The 14,938-nt window shown below is 69.8% G+C and carries 16 protein-coding genes; 4 read left to right on the top strand and 12 right to left on the bottom strand.

All coding sequences use genetic code 11. The annotated features are described in order from the left end of the window. Nucleotides 1-160 precede the first annotated feature (160 nt). Together ACYVLV_RS12345 and ACYVLV_RS12340 are read right to left on the bottom strand one after the other, a co-directional pair. Nucleotides 161-1,399, bottom strand: coding sequence for a PucR family transcriptional regulator (locus tag ACYVLV_RS12345; RefSeq protein WP_460810344.1), 1,239 nt, complete (start codon nucleotides 1,397-1,399; stop codon nucleotides 161-163). Then, nucleotides 1,396-2,892 carry a DUF7059 domain-containing protein gene (locus tag ACYVLV_RS12340; protein WP_460810342.1) on the bottom strand — a complete coding sequence of 499 codons (1,497 nt, stop codon included), beginning with the start codon at nucleotides 2,890-2,892 and terminating at the stop codon, nucleotides 1,396-1,398. Before ACYVLV_RS12340 ends, ACYVLV_RS12345 begins: the two co-directional genes overlap by 4 nt. Before the next feature lie 94 nt (nucleotides 2,893-2,986). On the opposite strand from ACYVLV_RS12340, the gene ACYVLV_RS12335 reads away from it, so the two are divergent. Next, the gene (locus tag ACYVLV_RS12335; protein ID WP_460810341.1) at nucleotides 2,987-3,412 is read left to right on the top strand and encodes a hypothetical protein; all 426 of its coding nucleotides are present in this window, start codon (nucleotides 2,987-2,989) and stop codon (nucleotides 3,410-3,412) included. Nucleotides 3,413-3,439: 27 nt separating this feature from the next. On the opposite strand, the gene ACYVLV_RS12330 is transcribed toward ACYVLV_RS12335, so the two are convergent. After that, nucleotides 3,440-3,772 (bottom strand): STAS domain-containing protein, encoded by a 333-nt coding sequence (locus tag ACYVLV_RS12330; RefSeq protein ID WP_460810340.1) that lies wholly within the window; start codon nucleotides 3,770-3,772, stop codon nucleotides 3,440-3,442. A gap of 238 nt (nucleotides 3,773-4,010) precedes the next feature. Here ACYVLV_RS12330 and ACYVLV_RS12325 point away from each other — a divergent pair, with 238 nt between their 5' ends. Both ACYVLV_RS12325 and ACYVLV_RS12320 read left to right on the top strand, forming a co-directional pair. Next, nucleotides 4,011-6,320, top strand: a complete 2,310-nt coding sequence (locus tag ACYVLV_RS12325) for a DEAD/DEAH box helicase (RefSeq protein ID WP_460810339.1) — start codon at nucleotides 4,011-4,013, stop codon at nucleotides 6,318-6,320. 18 nt (nucleotides 6,321-6,338) lie between these two features. Beyond that, on the top strand, nucleotides 6,339-6,641 hold the full coding sequence (locus ACYVLV_RS12320; protein ID WP_460810338.1) for a hypothetical protein: 303 nt from the start codon (nucleotides 6,339-6,341) through the stop codon (nucleotides 6,639-6,641). A 108-nt stretch (nucleotides 6,642-6,749) separates the two neighbouring features. Here the strand turns inward: ACYVLV_RS12320 and ACYVLV_RS12315 are convergent, their stop codons facing one another. From ACYVLV_RS12315 to ssd, 8 genes are all read right to left on the bottom strand, one after another. After that, nucleotides 6,750-7,136 carry an Rv3654c family TadE-like protein gene (locus ACYVLV_RS12315; protein WP_460810337.1) on the bottom strand — a complete coding sequence of 129 codons (387 nt, stop codon included), beginning with the start codon at nucleotides 7,134-7,136 and terminating at the stop codon, nucleotides 6,750-6,752. Then, nucleotides 7,133-7,525 (bottom strand): TadE family type IV pilus minor pilin, encoded by a 393-nt coding sequence (locus ACYVLV_RS12310; RefSeq protein ID WP_460810336.1) that lies wholly within the window; start codon nucleotides 7,523-7,525, stop codon nucleotides 7,133-7,135. Before ACYVLV_RS12310 ends, ACYVLV_RS12315 begins: the two co-directional genes overlap by 4 nt. Further along, on the bottom strand, nucleotides 7,522-7,758 hold the full coding sequence (locus ACYVLV_RS12305; RefSeq protein ID WP_460810335.1) for a DUF4244 domain-containing protein: 237 nt from the start codon (nucleotides 7,756-7,758) through the stop codon (nucleotides 7,522-7,524). The genes ACYVLV_RS12310 and ACYVLV_RS12305 overlap by 4 nt, the downstream gene beginning before the upstream one ends. A gap of 229 nt (nucleotides 7,759-7,987) precedes the next feature. Next, nucleotides 7,988-8,827: a hypothetical protein gene (locus ACYVLV_RS12300; protein WP_460810334.1), complete on the bottom strand. Its 840-nt coding sequence runs from the start codon at nucleotides 8,825-8,827 to the stop codon at nucleotides 7,988-7,990. Between the two features lie 136 nt (nucleotides 8,828-8,963). Next, entirely contained in the window at nucleotides 8,964-9,695 is a 732-nt protein-coding gene (locus ACYVLV_RS12295) for a type II secretion system F family protein (RefSeq protein WP_460810333.1), read from the bottom strand. Beyond that, nucleotides 9,692-10,489, bottom strand: coding sequence for a type II secretion system F family protein (locus ACYVLV_RS12290; RefSeq protein ID WP_460810332.1), 798 nt, complete (start codon nucleotides 10,487-10,489; stop codon nucleotides 9,692-9,694). The genes ACYVLV_RS12295 and ACYVLV_RS12290 overlap by 4 nt, the downstream gene beginning before the upstream one ends. Beyond that, the gene (locus ACYVLV_RS12285) at nucleotides 10,482-11,621 is read right to left on the bottom strand and encodes a TadA family conjugal transfer-associated ATPase (protein ID WP_460810331.1); all 1,140 of its coding nucleotides are present in this window, start codon (nucleotides 11,619-11,621) and stop codon (nucleotides 10,482-10,484) included. Before ACYVLV_RS12285 ends, ACYVLV_RS12290 begins: the two co-directional genes overlap by 8 nt. A 20-nt stretch (nucleotides 11,622-11,641) precedes the next feature. Then, on the bottom strand, nucleotides 11,642-12,673 hold the full coding sequence (gene ssd / locus ACYVLV_RS12280) for a septum site-determining protein Ssd (RefSeq protein ID WP_460810330.1): 1,032 nt from the start codon (nucleotides 12,671-12,673) through the stop codon (nucleotides 11,642-11,644). Nucleotides 12,674-12,805: 132 nt separating this feature from the next. Here ssd and ACYVLV_RS12275 point away from each other — a divergent pair, with 132 nt between their 5' ends. Next, nucleotides 12,806-13,624: an HAD family hydrolase gene (locus tag ACYVLV_RS12275; RefSeq protein WP_460810328.1), complete on the top strand. Its 819-nt coding sequence runs from the start codon at nucleotides 12,806-12,808 to the stop codon at nucleotides 13,622-13,624. Nucleotides 13,625-14,032: 408 nt separating this feature from the next. Here the strand turns inward: ACYVLV_RS12275 and ACYVLV_RS12270 are convergent, their stop codons facing one another. Further along, on the bottom strand, nucleotides 14,033-14,770 hold the full coding sequence (locus ACYVLV_RS12270; RefSeq protein ID WP_460810327.1) for a Fic family protein: 738 nt from the start codon (nucleotides 14,768-14,770) through the stop codon (nucleotides 14,033-14,035). Between the last annotated feature and the right edge of the window lie 168 nt (nucleotides 14,771-14,938).

Here is a 14,938-nt window from a genome sequence, read left to right as displayed (position 1 = left end):
CGCTTCGGCGGGTCAACGTCAGCGCCCGTCCCGCTTCGCGGGGCGGGCGCTGATGCGTTCCCCGAGGTTGCGTGTTCGGGGTGATCGGCGAGTCGGCGCGTGTTGACACACTTAGCGCCGACTCGGACCTCTGCGGGCGTCAAGTTGCGCCGACTCGCGGTTATTCGGCGGCGAGGACGCGCACAGCGAGCAGCAGTTCGATCATCTGGTCGACCCGCCGCAGGTCGCAGCCGGTGCGCTCGCTGATCCGCTCGAGGCGGTAGTACATCGTGTTCACGTGCACGTGCAGGGCGCGCGCTGCTTCTCGCGCATTGAGGTCGTGGTCGATGAAGGCCTCGAGCGAGGCGGCGTAGATGCCGTCACCGGCCAGGTCCTCAGCCAGGAACGCTCGAACCCGGGGCCGGATCAGCCGGCGGACCGTGTCGTCGGGTCGGCGGACCAGGTAGTCGAGGGTGGACAACTCCGCCAGACCCACCACGCCGTGCGGGCCCTGGATACTGCCGAGGGCCAGGCGCGCCTCGGCGTGCCCGTCAGGGACGTCGTCGAGATCCGCGTGCACCGCGCTCATGCCCACACGCAACCGAATCCCACGGCCGGACAGCTCCTCGACCATGCGGGACAACCGCTGGTTCAGCGAGCGCTCGTCCTTCGCCCGCAGAGGCAACAGGGCGACCAGCTCGGACTGGCGCACGGCGAAGACACCCCCCGCGATCCGAGAGAGGTGGGTCCGCGCCGACATGGTCAGCATGTGTTGGCCCTGGGTGACGTCGGCGTCGCCGAGCTCGGCCGAGATCACGACGTACCGGTCCTCCCCGAGGCCTGCCTCGCGCAGCACCTGCAGCTGGCGGGCGTGGGAGGGGCGACGTTTGGCGAGCAGGTCCTCGACCACGTCGCGTTGCACGTTCTCCTGGTCGGCCAGGTCGTACTGCTGCGCCTCGAGGTACGTCGTGGCCGCAGCCGAGCTGCCCGCCTCGATGGTGCGCATCACGTGGGAAACCAGAGCGAGCACGGTCTGCTCGGCCTCGGGGCCGGCCAACGCCCACTCGAGCAGGTGGTCCCACAACTCCAGTTGGGCGATCCGGAACGCCTTGAGGAAGTCCACCAGCGGGATCGCATGGTCGACCCGTTTCTGGGCGTGCTCCGCGGTCCAGGGGAAGTCGTCGACCAACGGGGCGCGTCCCTCGCGGACCGTGGTGAGGAAGACCCCGTAGATGCGTGCGACGTGATGGGCCACGTCGGAATGCAACTCGGAGCGTTGGTAGTTGGGCACCTCGACCCAGATCCGGTCGGTGGCCGAGCGGGCCATCGCCGGCAGCCGTCCCTCGATCCAGTGGAGCAGGGCCACGGGTGGTTGCTCCATGGGATCGAGGGCCTGGCCACCGTCCGGGTAGGCGGTCACGACTCTGTGCCGTCAGCCGGGACGAGGAAGCCTTCCTCGACCAGTTCCCGCACGATGGGCAGGTGGCTCTTGTGCAGCACCTCGGACGACTCGTCCAGAAGGTCCGCCAGCGCCTCGAGGATCTGACCCACGGTGAGATCGCCGTCGCAGGCGCCCACGAGTCCGGCGGTCACGGTGTCGACCTGTCGGGCCCGACGGAAGCCGCGTTGTTGGCGCAGCACGATGCTCTCGGGGTCCTCGGCTCCGACCGGGCCGAAGGTCTCCTGAATCACCTCGGCGGGGCAGACCAGGCGCGAGGTCTCGTCCACGCCTTCGCGCAAGGCGTCCACCGCCACACCCCAGGCCGCGATGGCCGGGGCGATGGGCTGCTCGACGTCGTAGCGCCAGTCCAGGAAGCGCACGGTGCTCTCGGCCGGGTCTGCGTCGGCCGGGCGCTTGCGCAGATTGATCCAACCGAACCCGATCCCCTCGATGCCTTGGTCCTCGAACCAGGCGAGCCACGTGTCGTAGCGGTCGAGGTAGTCGGTCGCCCCGTGCAACCCGGCGTCCTTGAGCCACAACTCGACGTACGACGCGGGGTCGATGCGTTCGCGTTGGACGACCAGCGCATCACAGTCCCCCTCGAACCAGGAGCCGAGCCGTTCCTCCCAGGGGACGTCGCGCTGGATGACCCAGTTGGCCAGGACCTGACACCAGCCGCCCTCGTTGAGGTGGCTCGGCGCGGCCCGGACGATGTCCTCGACGACGCGGTCCCCGGGGAGCCCGGAGTCGCGGTAGACGAGGCGTTCACCGGTGCCCGGTGAGATCACGAAGGGCGGGTTGGTGGCGATCAGGTCGAAGGTCTCCCCGGCAACCGGCTCGAAGTAGGAGCCGTCACGCACCTCGACGCAGTCGTCGACCTCGTTGAGGGCGGCGGTGAAGCGCGCTGCATTCAGGGCTCGGCGGTTCACGTCGGTGGCCACGACCCTCGTCGCGTGCCGGGACAGGTGCAGGGCCTGCACGCCGCAACCGGTGCCGAGGTCCAGGGCGGAGTCGACGTCATGACGCAGCGTCAGCTGGGCCAGGGAGGTGGAGGCCGAGCTGATCCCGAGGACGTGTTCCCCGCCCACCCGTTGAGGGCCTCCATCGAGGCCGGGAGTCAGGTCACTGACGACCCAGAGCGGGTGGGTGGACTCATCGGTGCCGTAGGGGCGTACGTCGAGTCTGGCGGCCACCTGGCCGACACTCTGCTCGAGCAGGCCCTGGGCGGCCATCGCGTCGATGAGGCCCGGCAGGGCCGCCTCCGCCTTCGGCAGCGGTACCGGGGTCTGGAGCAGAAAGAGCCGGGTCAGCGTGTCCGCGGCGGTGCCCCCGGCGGTCCGGGACAGCCCCGGGGTCGTCTCGTTGCGTCCCAGGGCGGCGTGCGCCTCGGGTCCGAGGATCTCGGCCACCCGGTCATAGGTGAAGTCGGCGGAAACCAGGGCACGGCGTAGTCGGGCAGGCAGGTCATCCATGCCGCCGACTGTAGTGGCCCCTCGCGACAGCCCGACGGGGTAGCAGCACCACTAGTCTTGCCGTCGACGCTGGGTCCAGGGGAGGGAGAGCGCCGTGCGACGTACGACGCGCCTGGGACTCGCCGCGCTGTCGGGCCTGCTCCTGCTCACGGGCGGGTTGGTCGGGTGTGCCAGTGACGGCCCCCTCACGGCAATCGATCCCGGCGAACGCCGCTCCGTCGCCGGACCCGGCACGTCCTCGGCCGCCCCGTTCGTGCCGACGGAGCCGTACGCCGCCACCCTCACCTACGTCGACGGCTCGCTGGTGCTCACCAACACCGGGTTGGGCCAGGACGACTACTTCCTTCGGATCACGCCCAGCAGCGCCGGGCAGGTCTCCCCTGCGGCGGTGTCGCTGGCCTCGGGGGAGAGCGTGACGGTGACGGTGACGCCCCGAAAGGGTGCTCAGGTGACCGTCAAAGCCATCAGCGGCACCCTGGCGAAGGAGATCGCCGCCGTGGCGGTGCTGCGCACGCTGTAGGTCGAACCGGAGTTCGTTCGGGCCGGTTCAGGCCAGCGCTGCGGCGGTGGTGTCGTGGATCTCGAAGACCTTCGACAGTCCGGTGATCCGGAAGATCTTCAGCAGTCGCTCCTGGCTGCAGACCAACTTCAGGCTGCCGTCGTGAGCGCGCACCTTCTTGAGTCCGCCGACCAGGACCCCGAGGCCCGTGGAGTCGAGGAACTCGACCGCCTGCAGGTCGATGACGATCCGGTAGGTGCCGCTCGCGACGACCTCGGTGATCTTGTCGCGCAGCTTCGGGGCGGTGTAGACGTCGATCTCGCCGCCGACCGCGAGCACAGCGCAGCCATCGACGTCGCTCGTCTCAAGACTCAAGTCCACGAAATCTCCCGAAGAAGGGCCAATGCATACCGAACTGGGACTCCCGTGCGGCAGGTGGGGGACTCAGCCGGGAACATGAAACCACGCTGGGCGCGGTGATGCGAGGGTGCGCGCCCAATACGGACCTCTGGTCTCGTGATGAGGCCCCATATCCGGCCCCGGATGAGGCCCCGCGACGAGGCCTTCTGATGGGACTCGCAGGACGCGCACTGTCGGCACCCCTTGTCACACTGTGGCTGTGTCCCCCACCCTGGCCCGACTGGCCCACGTCCCGGGCCGCGAGGGCCGGCTGACCCACGTGGAGCACCTGCCTGCCCGCGAGGCGCGGTACGCCGCCTGGCCGGACTGGGTGTCGCAGCCGGTGATCGAGGCCCAACGAACCCGCGGCGTGGAGCGTCCCTGGCGGCACCAGGTGACGGCTGCGGAGGCTGCCCACGCGGGACAAGATGTGGTGGTCGCGACCGGGACCGCGTCGGGCAAGTCGTTGGCCTACCAACTCCCCGCGTTGACCTCGATCCTCGAGGGCCGCGGTCCCCGCCAACGCCGGGGCCCCACGGTGCTCTACCTCGCGCCGACCAAGGCCCTGGCCCACGACCAACTCAGCGCCGTCACCGGCCTGGGGCTCGACGTACGCGCCGCCACCCACGACGGTGACAGCAGCCGCGAGGAGCGCGACTGGACCCGGGACTACGCCGACTACGTGTTGACCAATCCCGACATGCTGCATCGTTCGCTGCTGCCCTCCCACGACTACTGGTCCCGCTTCCTGGGCTCCTTGAGTTACATCGTCATCGACGAGTGCCACCACTACCGCGGGGTCTTCGGCGCCCACGTCGCCCACGTCGTACGCCGTCTCCTGCGGGTGGCGGCTCACCACGGGGCCAGTCCCACGGTCGTCCTGGCCTCCGCGACCGTGGCGGACCCGGCGGTGGCGGCGCAGCGGCTGACGGGCCGACCGACCCTGGCGGTCACCGATGACGCGTCTCCTCGTGGCGAGCTGTCCCTGGGGTTGTGGGAGCCGCCGCTGACCTCGATCACCGGCGAGAACGGCGCGCCCGTACGCCGCTCGGCCCCCTCCGAGACCGCCGATCTGTTGGCGGACCTGATCGTCGAGGGGGTGCGGACCCTGGCCTTCGTGCGATCGCGCCGTGGGGCCGAGCAGGTCGCCTCGACCACGGCCGGGCTCCTCGCCGACGTCGACCCGGGGTTGAGTCGTCGGGTGGCGTCCTACCGTGGCGGCTACCTCCCCGAGGAGCGGCGTGAGTTGGAGCAGCGACTGCGCAGTGGGGACCTGCTGGGACTGGCCGCGACCAACGCCCTCGAGTTGGGCATCGACATCAGCGGTCTCGACGCGGTCATCATGGCCGGCTTCCCCGGCACCCGCGCCGCCTTCTGGCAGCAGATCGGGCGCGCCGGGCGGGAGGCGCAGGACGCGGTGGGGGTCTTCGTCGCCCGGGACGACCCGTTGGACACCTACCTGGTCCACCACCCGGAGAGCCTGCTCGGCGCCCCGGTCGAGGCCTCGGTGTTCGACCCCGGCAACCCACACGTGTTGGGGCCGCATCTGTGCGCCGCGGCTCAGGAGATCCCGCTGGTGGTGGCCGATCTGCCGACGTTCGGTCCCGGTGCGCGTGAGGTGGTCGATGCGCTGGTCGAGGCGGGGCTGCTCCGCAAGCGTCCGCGCGGGTGGTTCTGGACCGACCGGCGGCGGGCCTGCGACCTGGCCGACATCCGGTCCGGGGCCGGTCAACAGGTGCAGCTGATCGAAGACAGCACGGGTCGGGTGATCGGCACCGTGGACGGCGGCCGGGCCCACGGAACGGCCCATGATGGCGCGGTCTACGTGCACCGGGGGGAGACCTGGCTGGTGGAGTCCCTCGACCTCGAGGGCCACGTCGCGACCATGACCCAAACCTCGGTGGACTACTCGACCTCCGCCCGAGAGGTCACCGACATCACGGTCCGCGGGGAGCGCGAACACCGGATGTGGGGGTCGTGTCGGCTCAGCGTGGGTGAGGTGGAGGTGACCTCTCAGGTCGTGTCCTTCTTGGAGCGATCGGTGCCCGGTGGCGAGGTCCGCGCCGAGACCCCGCTCGACCTCCCCCCGAGGACGTTGACCACCACCGCGGTGTGGTGGACGGTGCCGGAGCAGACCCTGCTCGACGCCGGGCTCGGCGACATCGATCTGCCGGGGGCGGCCCACGCCGCCGAGCACTGCTCGATCGGGCTGCTGCCGTTGTTCGCCACCTGTGATCGGTGGGACATCGGCGGGGTGTCCACCGCGCGTCACGCCGACACCGGCGAGCTCACCGTCTTCGTGCACGACGGTCACCCCGGCGGCGCCGGTTTCGCCCAGCGCGGTTACGAGACGGCCGAGTCCTGGCTGCGCGCCACCCGCGAGACGATCCGGTCCTGCGAATGCGACATCGGCTGCCCCTCCTGCATCCAGTCACCGAAGTGCGGCAACCAGAACAACCCGCTCGACAAGGCCGGGGCCATCGACCTGCTGGACGTGCTGCTCGCCGGGTCGTCGTCACCGCCGGCCTGAGATGAGTAACCTCAGCCCATGTTGATCTTCGGTCTGGTGCTCATCGTGGTGGCTGCCCTGCTCATCGTCTCCGCCGTCTTCACCGCGGACGCCAACCTCGGCAACGTGGAGCTGCTCGGCATCGGGATGTCGCCCAGCGCCCTGTTCCTGGTCGGGTTGTTCGCCGGGATCGCGATCATGCTCGGTCTGGCGATCACCAAGTTCGGCTTCGGACGCAGCGTCAAGGAACGCAAGGAGAAGCGCAAGCTCAACAAACTCTCCGAGCAGCTGGACGAGGTTGAGGCCGAGCGCCGCAAGGATCTGGACGACGACGACCGGTAGTTCCCCAGCCACCTTCGGTGGTTGAGGTGCGAAGGCCGTCAAGGCCTGAGCCTCGAAACCTGGCGAGCGGTCGCGAAGGTGCCGTCCCGCCTCATGGGCAGTCGTGCCTCATGGCACCGGCCCTGCTCGGGCCTGCGCGGTGAGGTCACCGGTCTGACCCAGCCAGCGTGGACCCTCGACCAGGACGGTCACCCGCACCTCGCGACCGCTCACCGCGCAGTCGACCAGTCGCGATCGGTTGGCCTCCGCGATGGCTGCCGCCACGGCGCAGGGGACACCTCCCATCCGCGCTGTGTCCGCGGCCGCCAGCGCCGCCAGGTCGGCGGCCGACTGGGCGACCCGGTGATCGACGAACAGGGCCGTGGCCACCCCCAACCCCGCGCCCAGGGTGAGCAGCAGCCCGATGACGCTGACGGCCATCAGGGTTGCCGATCCACGCTCCGAACCGGCCCCGCTGGTCCCCGCTCGGGAGTCTGCTGCGGCGGGGCGCCTCACGGATCCTCCAGTAGGGCGGTGGCCTCCGCCGTGATTCGGGCGCCGGGGAGGTGGTCGAAGATCCCGCCCGGCCCCGAGACCCGACCGGCTGCGCTCACTGTCACGATCCCGTTGGCGGTGCCGATCGAGAACCTGACCCCCTCGGGCGCCACCTGCTCACCGCGCGCCACTGCCGCGCGGGCGTCGTCGCCGCGGGCCACGGCCCGAGCGACCTCCCGGGCCGCATCGACCGTGCGGACCTGGGCGAGTCCCACGCTCAGCAACCAGACCAACCCGGTGGTCACCGCCATCAGGATCGGCAGCACGACCGCGAGCTCAGCGGTCGCCGCTCCGCCCTCCGCCGGCCCCACTGCCGGTGCTGGTGCCGACCCGCGGCGACGCTGACTCATCCGACGCCGAGCAGCCCGAGCACGTGATCGAAGAGCGTCTTGAGCATCTTGTCCCCGAAGCCCCCGGTCAGCATCTTGTAGAGCAGTCCGGCCAGCCCTGCTCCGGCTGCTGTGCCTACGGCGTACTCCGCCGTGGTGATGCCCCGCTCGTCCTCGACGTGATCGACGTCGACGACATCCGTTACGTCCTCGACCAGGGCCAGGTGCGTGGGCAGTCGCTGTAGATCGTGCATGAAGTCTCCTCCGCTCAGTGGGCCGCCCGATGCGGCCCGCTGCCCGAACTCTGCGCTCTTTCGAGCCCGGTTCGGACGGGTCGTCGGCCACTCTGTGGAGTGCCAGGTCGGCACGCCGAGATGGGAGAGTTCGTGGGCCGTTGCGCGGGCGGGTACGCCGAAGCCTCCTCGCACCGAGGTGCGAGGAGGGCGTAAGCGGAGGTCGATCTACGGCTGGTTCAGCGGTCGATCAGCCCTTCTCCTTCTTGTCCTTCTCGGGCTTGTCCTTCTCGGGCTTGTCTTCCTTATCTTTCTCGGCCTTGGCGGGCTTGTCGGCCTTGTTGACATCGGAAACGCACTCACCCTGGTTCTTGTATCCGTAGTCAGCGAAGCCGCCCTTCTTGCAGTCGTCCTTCGTCGTCGCGGACGGCTCGAAGTCGTACGCCGTTGCACCGGAATCGAGGTCGATCACGACGTTGTCGAAGTAGCCAGCCACGTCCTGATCACCAGTACTGGTGTCGCCGACGTTGAGGGCGATGAACGAGATGGTGCTACCCGACGGCATAGCCGCGGGCGTGCTGCCACACAGTGCCTCCGAACCGCCGCCACTGGACGCGACGCTGTTGGCGCCCTCATCGGTCGACATGGTCCCCCAGACTCCCGTCGGACCGTCCTGCGGTACGTAGTTGTAGCGACAGTCGTAGTAGGTCGAGGACCCCGGCAGGTTGGCGTAGACGTTGAGGTAGAACTCCTCGGTGTCGGTGATGTCAGCCGTGTCGACGTAATAGTCGTAATCGATCGAGTTGAGGTCGGCGACATCCACGTTCAGGATCTTCTCGGCAACGAACTTGTCCCACCTACCTGGTGCGGCCGCCGCGTTCGGCTCGTCGTTCTGGATGGACAAGACGTAGAGGCTGCCTGCTCCAGTAGTGGCGGTGTCACTGTTGAACTCGTACGGAGTCGCCGTTCGGGGATCACGGTTGAAGGCCCATCCCGAGTCTCCGTCCTTTCGCACGTCCACTTCGTCCACATGAGCCGCCACAGCGGCGCCACCACTGGCGAGTAGTGCGGCCGCAAGCGCTCCGGCCATGACTATCGATGATTTTCTACGCATGAGAATCCCCCCGGTTGATGAGACGCAGCACGGATACGCCGGTCTCGTATTTCCTACCGGCATCCTGTCCCAACTTCTGCCGCATATCTAGAGCCGCCTCGATCTGCGCGTTTCACCACGCCAGCGTCGACATCAACCCCGCGACCAGCGGCACAATGCCGATCAGCAGGAAGGCGGGCAGGAGGCACAACCCGAGGGGCACCGCCGCCTTGACCCCCACGGCGCGGGCCCGGTCCTCCACGTCGGCTCGGGCGTTGCGGGCCAGCTCCTGGGCCAGCCGGTCCACCGCAGCGGTGACGGGCGCCCCGGTCTCCTGCGCCCTTGCCAGGCACCGACCGAGCGGACTCATCGCTGGCTCGTCGCGCAGCGCCAGCCAGGCCGTGGTCGGGTCGACACCCAGCTCCAGTTGGCTGCCCACCAGGGCCAGACGGTCGGAAGCGGGCCCGGGGAGGGCCGCCGCCACCACGTACGCCGCTTCACCGGGAGCGACCCCGCTGCGCAGGGCGGCCCCCAGCAGCGTCACGACATGAGGGAGATCCCGGGCGACCGCGTCGCGACGGCGGCGCACCCCCGGCGGCTCGATCCGCCCGATCATGCTCCACGTGATCGCACCGACGGCTAGCGCTGCCACCCATCCCGCCTGGCCGCCGACGAAGATCGCCCCGGACGCACCGGCCAGACAACTCAGCGGCAGCCGGAACCGTTTGAGCGGACCCGGATCGGGGCCCCGCTCCCCCGAGGACGTGTCCGGTGGCTCCACCCGTCCCAGCGAATCTCCGGAGCCGGGAACGGCGAAACCCACGACCATCGCCGACAGCAGAGCAGCCATCACGACCAGACTCACGCTGCTGCTCCAACCCGAGCCGCGATCCCCTCGATCCACGCCAACCCCACCGCACCGAAGGCGAGACCGAGACCCAGACAAGCCAGGCCGAGCGGTTCACCCAGCAGAAAGCCCCACGGGTCCCCGCCCGCACCCGACCCCATGCCCAGAGCCACCACCGGCAGGACCGCCACCAGGCGCGCGGTCGCGCGGGCCGAGGCCAGCTCTCCATCCACGATGCGCTGCGTGGCATGGGCTGCCCGGATGTCCGCGGCCACCTGATCCACCGCACCCGCCAGACCGTGGCCGGTCCGATGGGACACCTGCCAGGCAGCAGCCAGCAGTCGGAGATCCAGGGCACCGTCCTGATCGGCCAGCCGGCGGAACGCGGACGGCACGTCGGCGCCGACGCGAAACGCCTCGACCACCGGAGCCAACGGCGTCCAGTCACGGCCTGCCCGCTCCAAGGCCTGGCCCGGTGGTTGCCCGGCCCCGAGCTCCGAGGCGAGTTGCTCACAGACCTCCAGCACTCGACCTCGGGTGCCGGCCGCCATCAGCCGACGGCGTCGGGCGGCCATCAGCCGGTAGGCGACACCCCCGGCAGCCGCCGCGAGCGAGGCCAGCACGGTGACCCGCCAGGAGAGGACTCCTCCCACAGAGAAGCCCGCAGCCAGCGAGGCGGCCATCCCAGCGGCGACGCCGACTCCCCTGGTCCGGCGTGCGAACCTCGGGCCACTCGTCAGCACCGGGGGCCAGGCCAACCAGACGGCGAGGGCCGTGGCCACCAACGCGGTCACCGACCAGGCCTCAGACATGTCGAGCCTCCAGTCGACGCAGCAGCCGACCAGCCGCGGGACCCCTGGTCACACTGCCCTCCGGATCGATCTCCAGCGCCTGCACCGCGACGACCCACCCCCGTTCGCCGCGCTCCAACAGGGCCACCTGGGAGAGGTGCCGCCGCCCGCCCGCCGTGCGCTGGACGTGAAGGACCACGTCGACGGCCGAGGCGAGTTGGGCATGAACCGCCTCGCGTCCCAGCCCGGCGGCCAACGCCAGCGCCTCGACCCGAGCGGGTACGTCGCCAGCCGAGTTGGCGTGCAGAGTCCCGCAACCTCCCTCGTGTCCGGTGTTCAGAGCGGCGAGCAGTTCGACGACCTCCCCGCCCCGCACCTCACCGACCACGAGACGGTCCGGTCGCATCCGCAGGGCCTGACGCACCAGGGTGCGCACGGTGATCTCGCCGGCGCCCTCGATGTTCGGTGGTCGCGCCTCCAGACCCACGACGTGTGGGTGCGCGGGGCGCAACTCCGAGGAGTCTTCGACCAGGACCAGTCGCTCCTTCGGATCGACCTGCGACAACATCGCGGAGAGCAGTGTGGTCTTTCCCGAGCCGGTGCCCCCGCTGATCAGGAAGGCCAGCCGGGCCTCCATGACACCTCGCACCAGGTCGAGTGCTTCCCCGCTTACCAGGGCCGCGAGGTCGAAGCCCTCGCGCCGCGGCACCCGGAGCGAAAGAACCGTCCCGGGACGGGCCAAAGGCGCGAGCACGGCGTGCAGTCGGGTGCCGTCGCGCAGGCGGACGTCGACGTACGGGGTCGCGTCATCCAGTCGCCGGCCTCCTTGGGCGGCCAGTCGCTGAGCCAGGCGGCGTACGGCGGCTTCGTCGGCGAAGCGGACCCCGGTCGCCTCGAGTCCCTGGCCTCGGTCGAGGTGCACCTGCTCGGGCCCGTTGACCAGTACGTCGGTCACTCCCGGGGTGCGTAGCAGCGGCTCGAGTGGACCCGCACCCACCACGTCCCGCCGCAAGGATTCGTACACCGCGAGCACCATCGCGTCCCCGACCGGTCGGCCCGCCTCCCGCAGGGCTTCGGCGACCCGCTGCGGGGTCAGCTCACCGGGACGCCGGGACAGGCGGTCCCGCAGATCGTCGAGGACCTCGGCACCCACCACACCCACCTGGCCGATCGTCAACGGATCGGCCAGGCCAACAACTCGGCACACGCCCTGGCCAGCGGTCCGCGTCGACCGCGCAGCGGCCCCAGCCCGAGGTCGATGGCTTCGGTCAGGCCGCGTTGATCGGGCATTTCCGCGGCGACGGGGGCGCCCACCGTCCTGGCGACGTCGCCTGGCGAGGGGCCTCGTCCGCGCACCACCAGGCCGACCCGGACCCCGTCGCCGAGACGGGACCGGAGCCGCGCCGCCGACGCCACGCCCACCACGGTGGATCTCAACACCAGCAGAGTCAGATCACAGCGCGAGACCACCTCGTCCACCACGGGATCGGACCCCCTCGGCAGGTCGAGCACGACAGTGTCGTGTCCTCGCCGGGCCGCGGAGAGCACCTCGCGCACGGCGGCGGCCGAAAGGGGCTCCTCGGCTCCCGCCCGCCAGGTCAGCGCCCCGAGTCCCTCCCGCCGCGGCAGGGCACCACGGAGCGACCGGGAGCTCAGGCGTCCCGTCGTCTGGGTCAGTGCATCCCACCGGAAGCCGGGGCGATCCTCGAGTCCCAGAACCCGGTCGACCCCCGGTCCGAGCCGATCACAGTCGATGACCACTGCGGATCCTGAGTCGGCGGCCCGCTGACCCAGCGCACAGGCCAAGGTGGTCGCCCCGGCGCCTCCAGAACCTCCCATCACCGCGATGGTCAGGCCCCGAGCAGAGCCCTCGTCGGCGAGGTCGGTCAGCGTCTCGGTCAACCAGGTCTCCCCGGCAGGAAGGTCCACCACGTTCTCGGCCCCGACCGCGAGGGCTCCTCGCCAGACGTCACTCGGTGGCGGACCCGACGACACGACGTGCACCCGCTCGCGCCGCGGTGGTCCGAGGAATTCGACCTCGTGCAACAGATCGACTCCCACCAGGACCAGGTCGGCGGCACCCCAGGCTCGCAACGCCGCCGCAGCGTCACCGACGACCTGAGGGCTCGCCCCGCTGGCCGCGGCCAGCCGCGAGATCGACTCGTGCAGGGTGTCGTCGCGGGTCACGAGCAGGGGAGAGGTCATGGGTCCCACCGTGTCCGAAATGCGACGGCGGTTCGGCGGGATCACGCCCACCTGTGAAGACAGCCGGCCACGGCGGTCATTGGGGGTAACAAGTGGGCACGATGACGGGGAGGGACCTAGAGTAGAGGGGTCATGACCTCCCCCACGGCCTCATCTGCCGGACCGACGGCAGCCTTCTTCGACCTCGACAAGACGATCATCGCGACGTCGAGCACCTTCGCCTTCTCCAAGCCCTTCCAGGCCGGCGGTCTCATCACCCGTCGCGCGGTACTGCGCTCGGCGTACGCCCAGTTCCTCTACGTCATCGGCGGGGCCGATCACGACCAGATGGAGAAGTTGCGCCAGTTCATGTCGCAGATGATCGCCGGGTGGGACGTTGCCACCGTGCGCGAGATCGTGGCGGAGACGCTGCACCTGGTCGTCGACCCCATCGTGTACGCCGAGGCCGTCACCCTGATCGCCGAACACCAGTTGGCCGGCCGTGATGTGGTGATCGTCTCGGCCTCGGGCACCGAGGTCGTCGAACCCATCGGACAGATGCTCGGCGCCGATCTGGTGGTGGCCTCCCGGCTGGAGATCGTGGAGGGCCAGTACACCGGCAAGATCGACTACTACGCTTACGGCACCGAGAAGGCCCGCGCGATCACCGAGCTCGCCGCCGCCAAGGGATACGACCTCGCGAACTGCTACGGCTACAGCGACTCGGTCACTGATGTTCCCATGCTGGAGGTCGTCGGCCACCCGCACGCGGTGAACCCCGACCGCGATCTCCGCCGCGAGTCGGCGGCCCGCGGCTGGCCGGTGCTCGAGTTCACCCGTCCGGTGGCCCTGCGACCCCGGGTCCCGATGCCCCCGGCCAAGCCCACGCTGGCCGCTCTGGCCCTGGGTGGCGCGGCCGCCATCGGTGGCGCGCTGATCTACCAGTCGCGCCGCTCCAACACCGACGTCTGAGCCGTTCCCGGGGGCGGTTCGAACACTCGCGAAATCTTTCTTCGGGTCATCACCGGCCCCTGCGTCCGACTATCGGACATCGTGTTCGGAAGGCGCGCAGAACGGCCTGTTGCCTCCGACCCCGACCCTTATGACGCCCGACGCACCGCGATTCGAGCCGCTTGTCAAGCCTTGAACCGCGGACTACTGCGGCGTAGAACTGACCTCAGCAAGACCACAACTCAACACCTCACAAGCAACACATGAGCCAGGTACCCACGCGGCGATCTCCCTTCGTAGAGGGCGCTACGCTCCCGGGATTCTCCCGGGGCAGCAATTAGATAGTGCACGCTTGGTAGCCAACGACTCATGTGTCAGCGGTGGCACTCAGGTCGCATGCCGACCGGGGTGCCACCTGCATGTGCGGACCTATTCAGTCGCCTCGCGACGCAAGGGGCTCGCCTCGGCGCCAGCGACGTAGGCCTCCGGGGCGTAGAGCGTCCAGGCGTGAACACCCGCCGCACCGCCCTCGGCGTACCCCCGCAGATTCGACTCGTACGCCGCTCTCACCGCCAGGTGCCCGGCCTCCGGAACGACCAACGACTTCTCGTCCACGCCGCGGCCGACCAGGATCAGCCGCTCAGTCGCGCGGGCGACCAGCCCGTTGTGGGAGGGGAACGGAGCGGCAGTGAGGAGTTCGCCGTGCACGAGCGCCGCGACCAGCAGTGCCGGTGCATCCGTGGGGGCGGTCAGCAACCCGGCGATGTCGCGCAGGCGAGCCGCCGACTCGGCATCGCGGGGACGCCCCAGTCGGGTGTCGTCCACCGAGCCGGTGGCGGCCAGCGAGTGCAGTCGGGCCAGCGCCTGCAACGGGCTCTTCATCAAGACGGTGGCCTGGCCGAGCATCTGGGTCGACAGCCGCAGCGAGTCCTGGGCGATTTCGTCGCACTCCCCGGTGCGAACCTGCGCGAGGGTGGAGGTCGACCCCTCCAACACCGCCGAGGCGTGAGCACCACGGACAAGCGACTCGGCCGTCATCTCCGGGGAGGTACGCCGCAGGCCCCGGTCCCGTAGCAGCACGTCGATGCCGTCGCGGGCAGCGGCGTACGCCGACGGCACGCCCTCGAGAGAGAGCAACCAGGTCAGCGGATCAGAGGCAGCAGGCACCCGCGCAGGGTATCCGCCCTGCTGGTTGAGCACTTCGCGCCCACCCGCCCCGCTGGTTGAGGTGCGACGAGTTGCCCTGTGTCAACCTTCGCTGTGTTTCATGCGGCTTGTGGTGGTGTTTGGTTCAGGACGCGTTGGAGCGCGTTATGTCGGTCGGGGTGGTAGGTG

Source organism: Nocardioides salsibiostraticola, from assembly GCF_054783655.1.
Note: the sequence above shows the minus strand (reverse complement) of the source record. Positions and strands in the feature narration are given on the sequence as shown.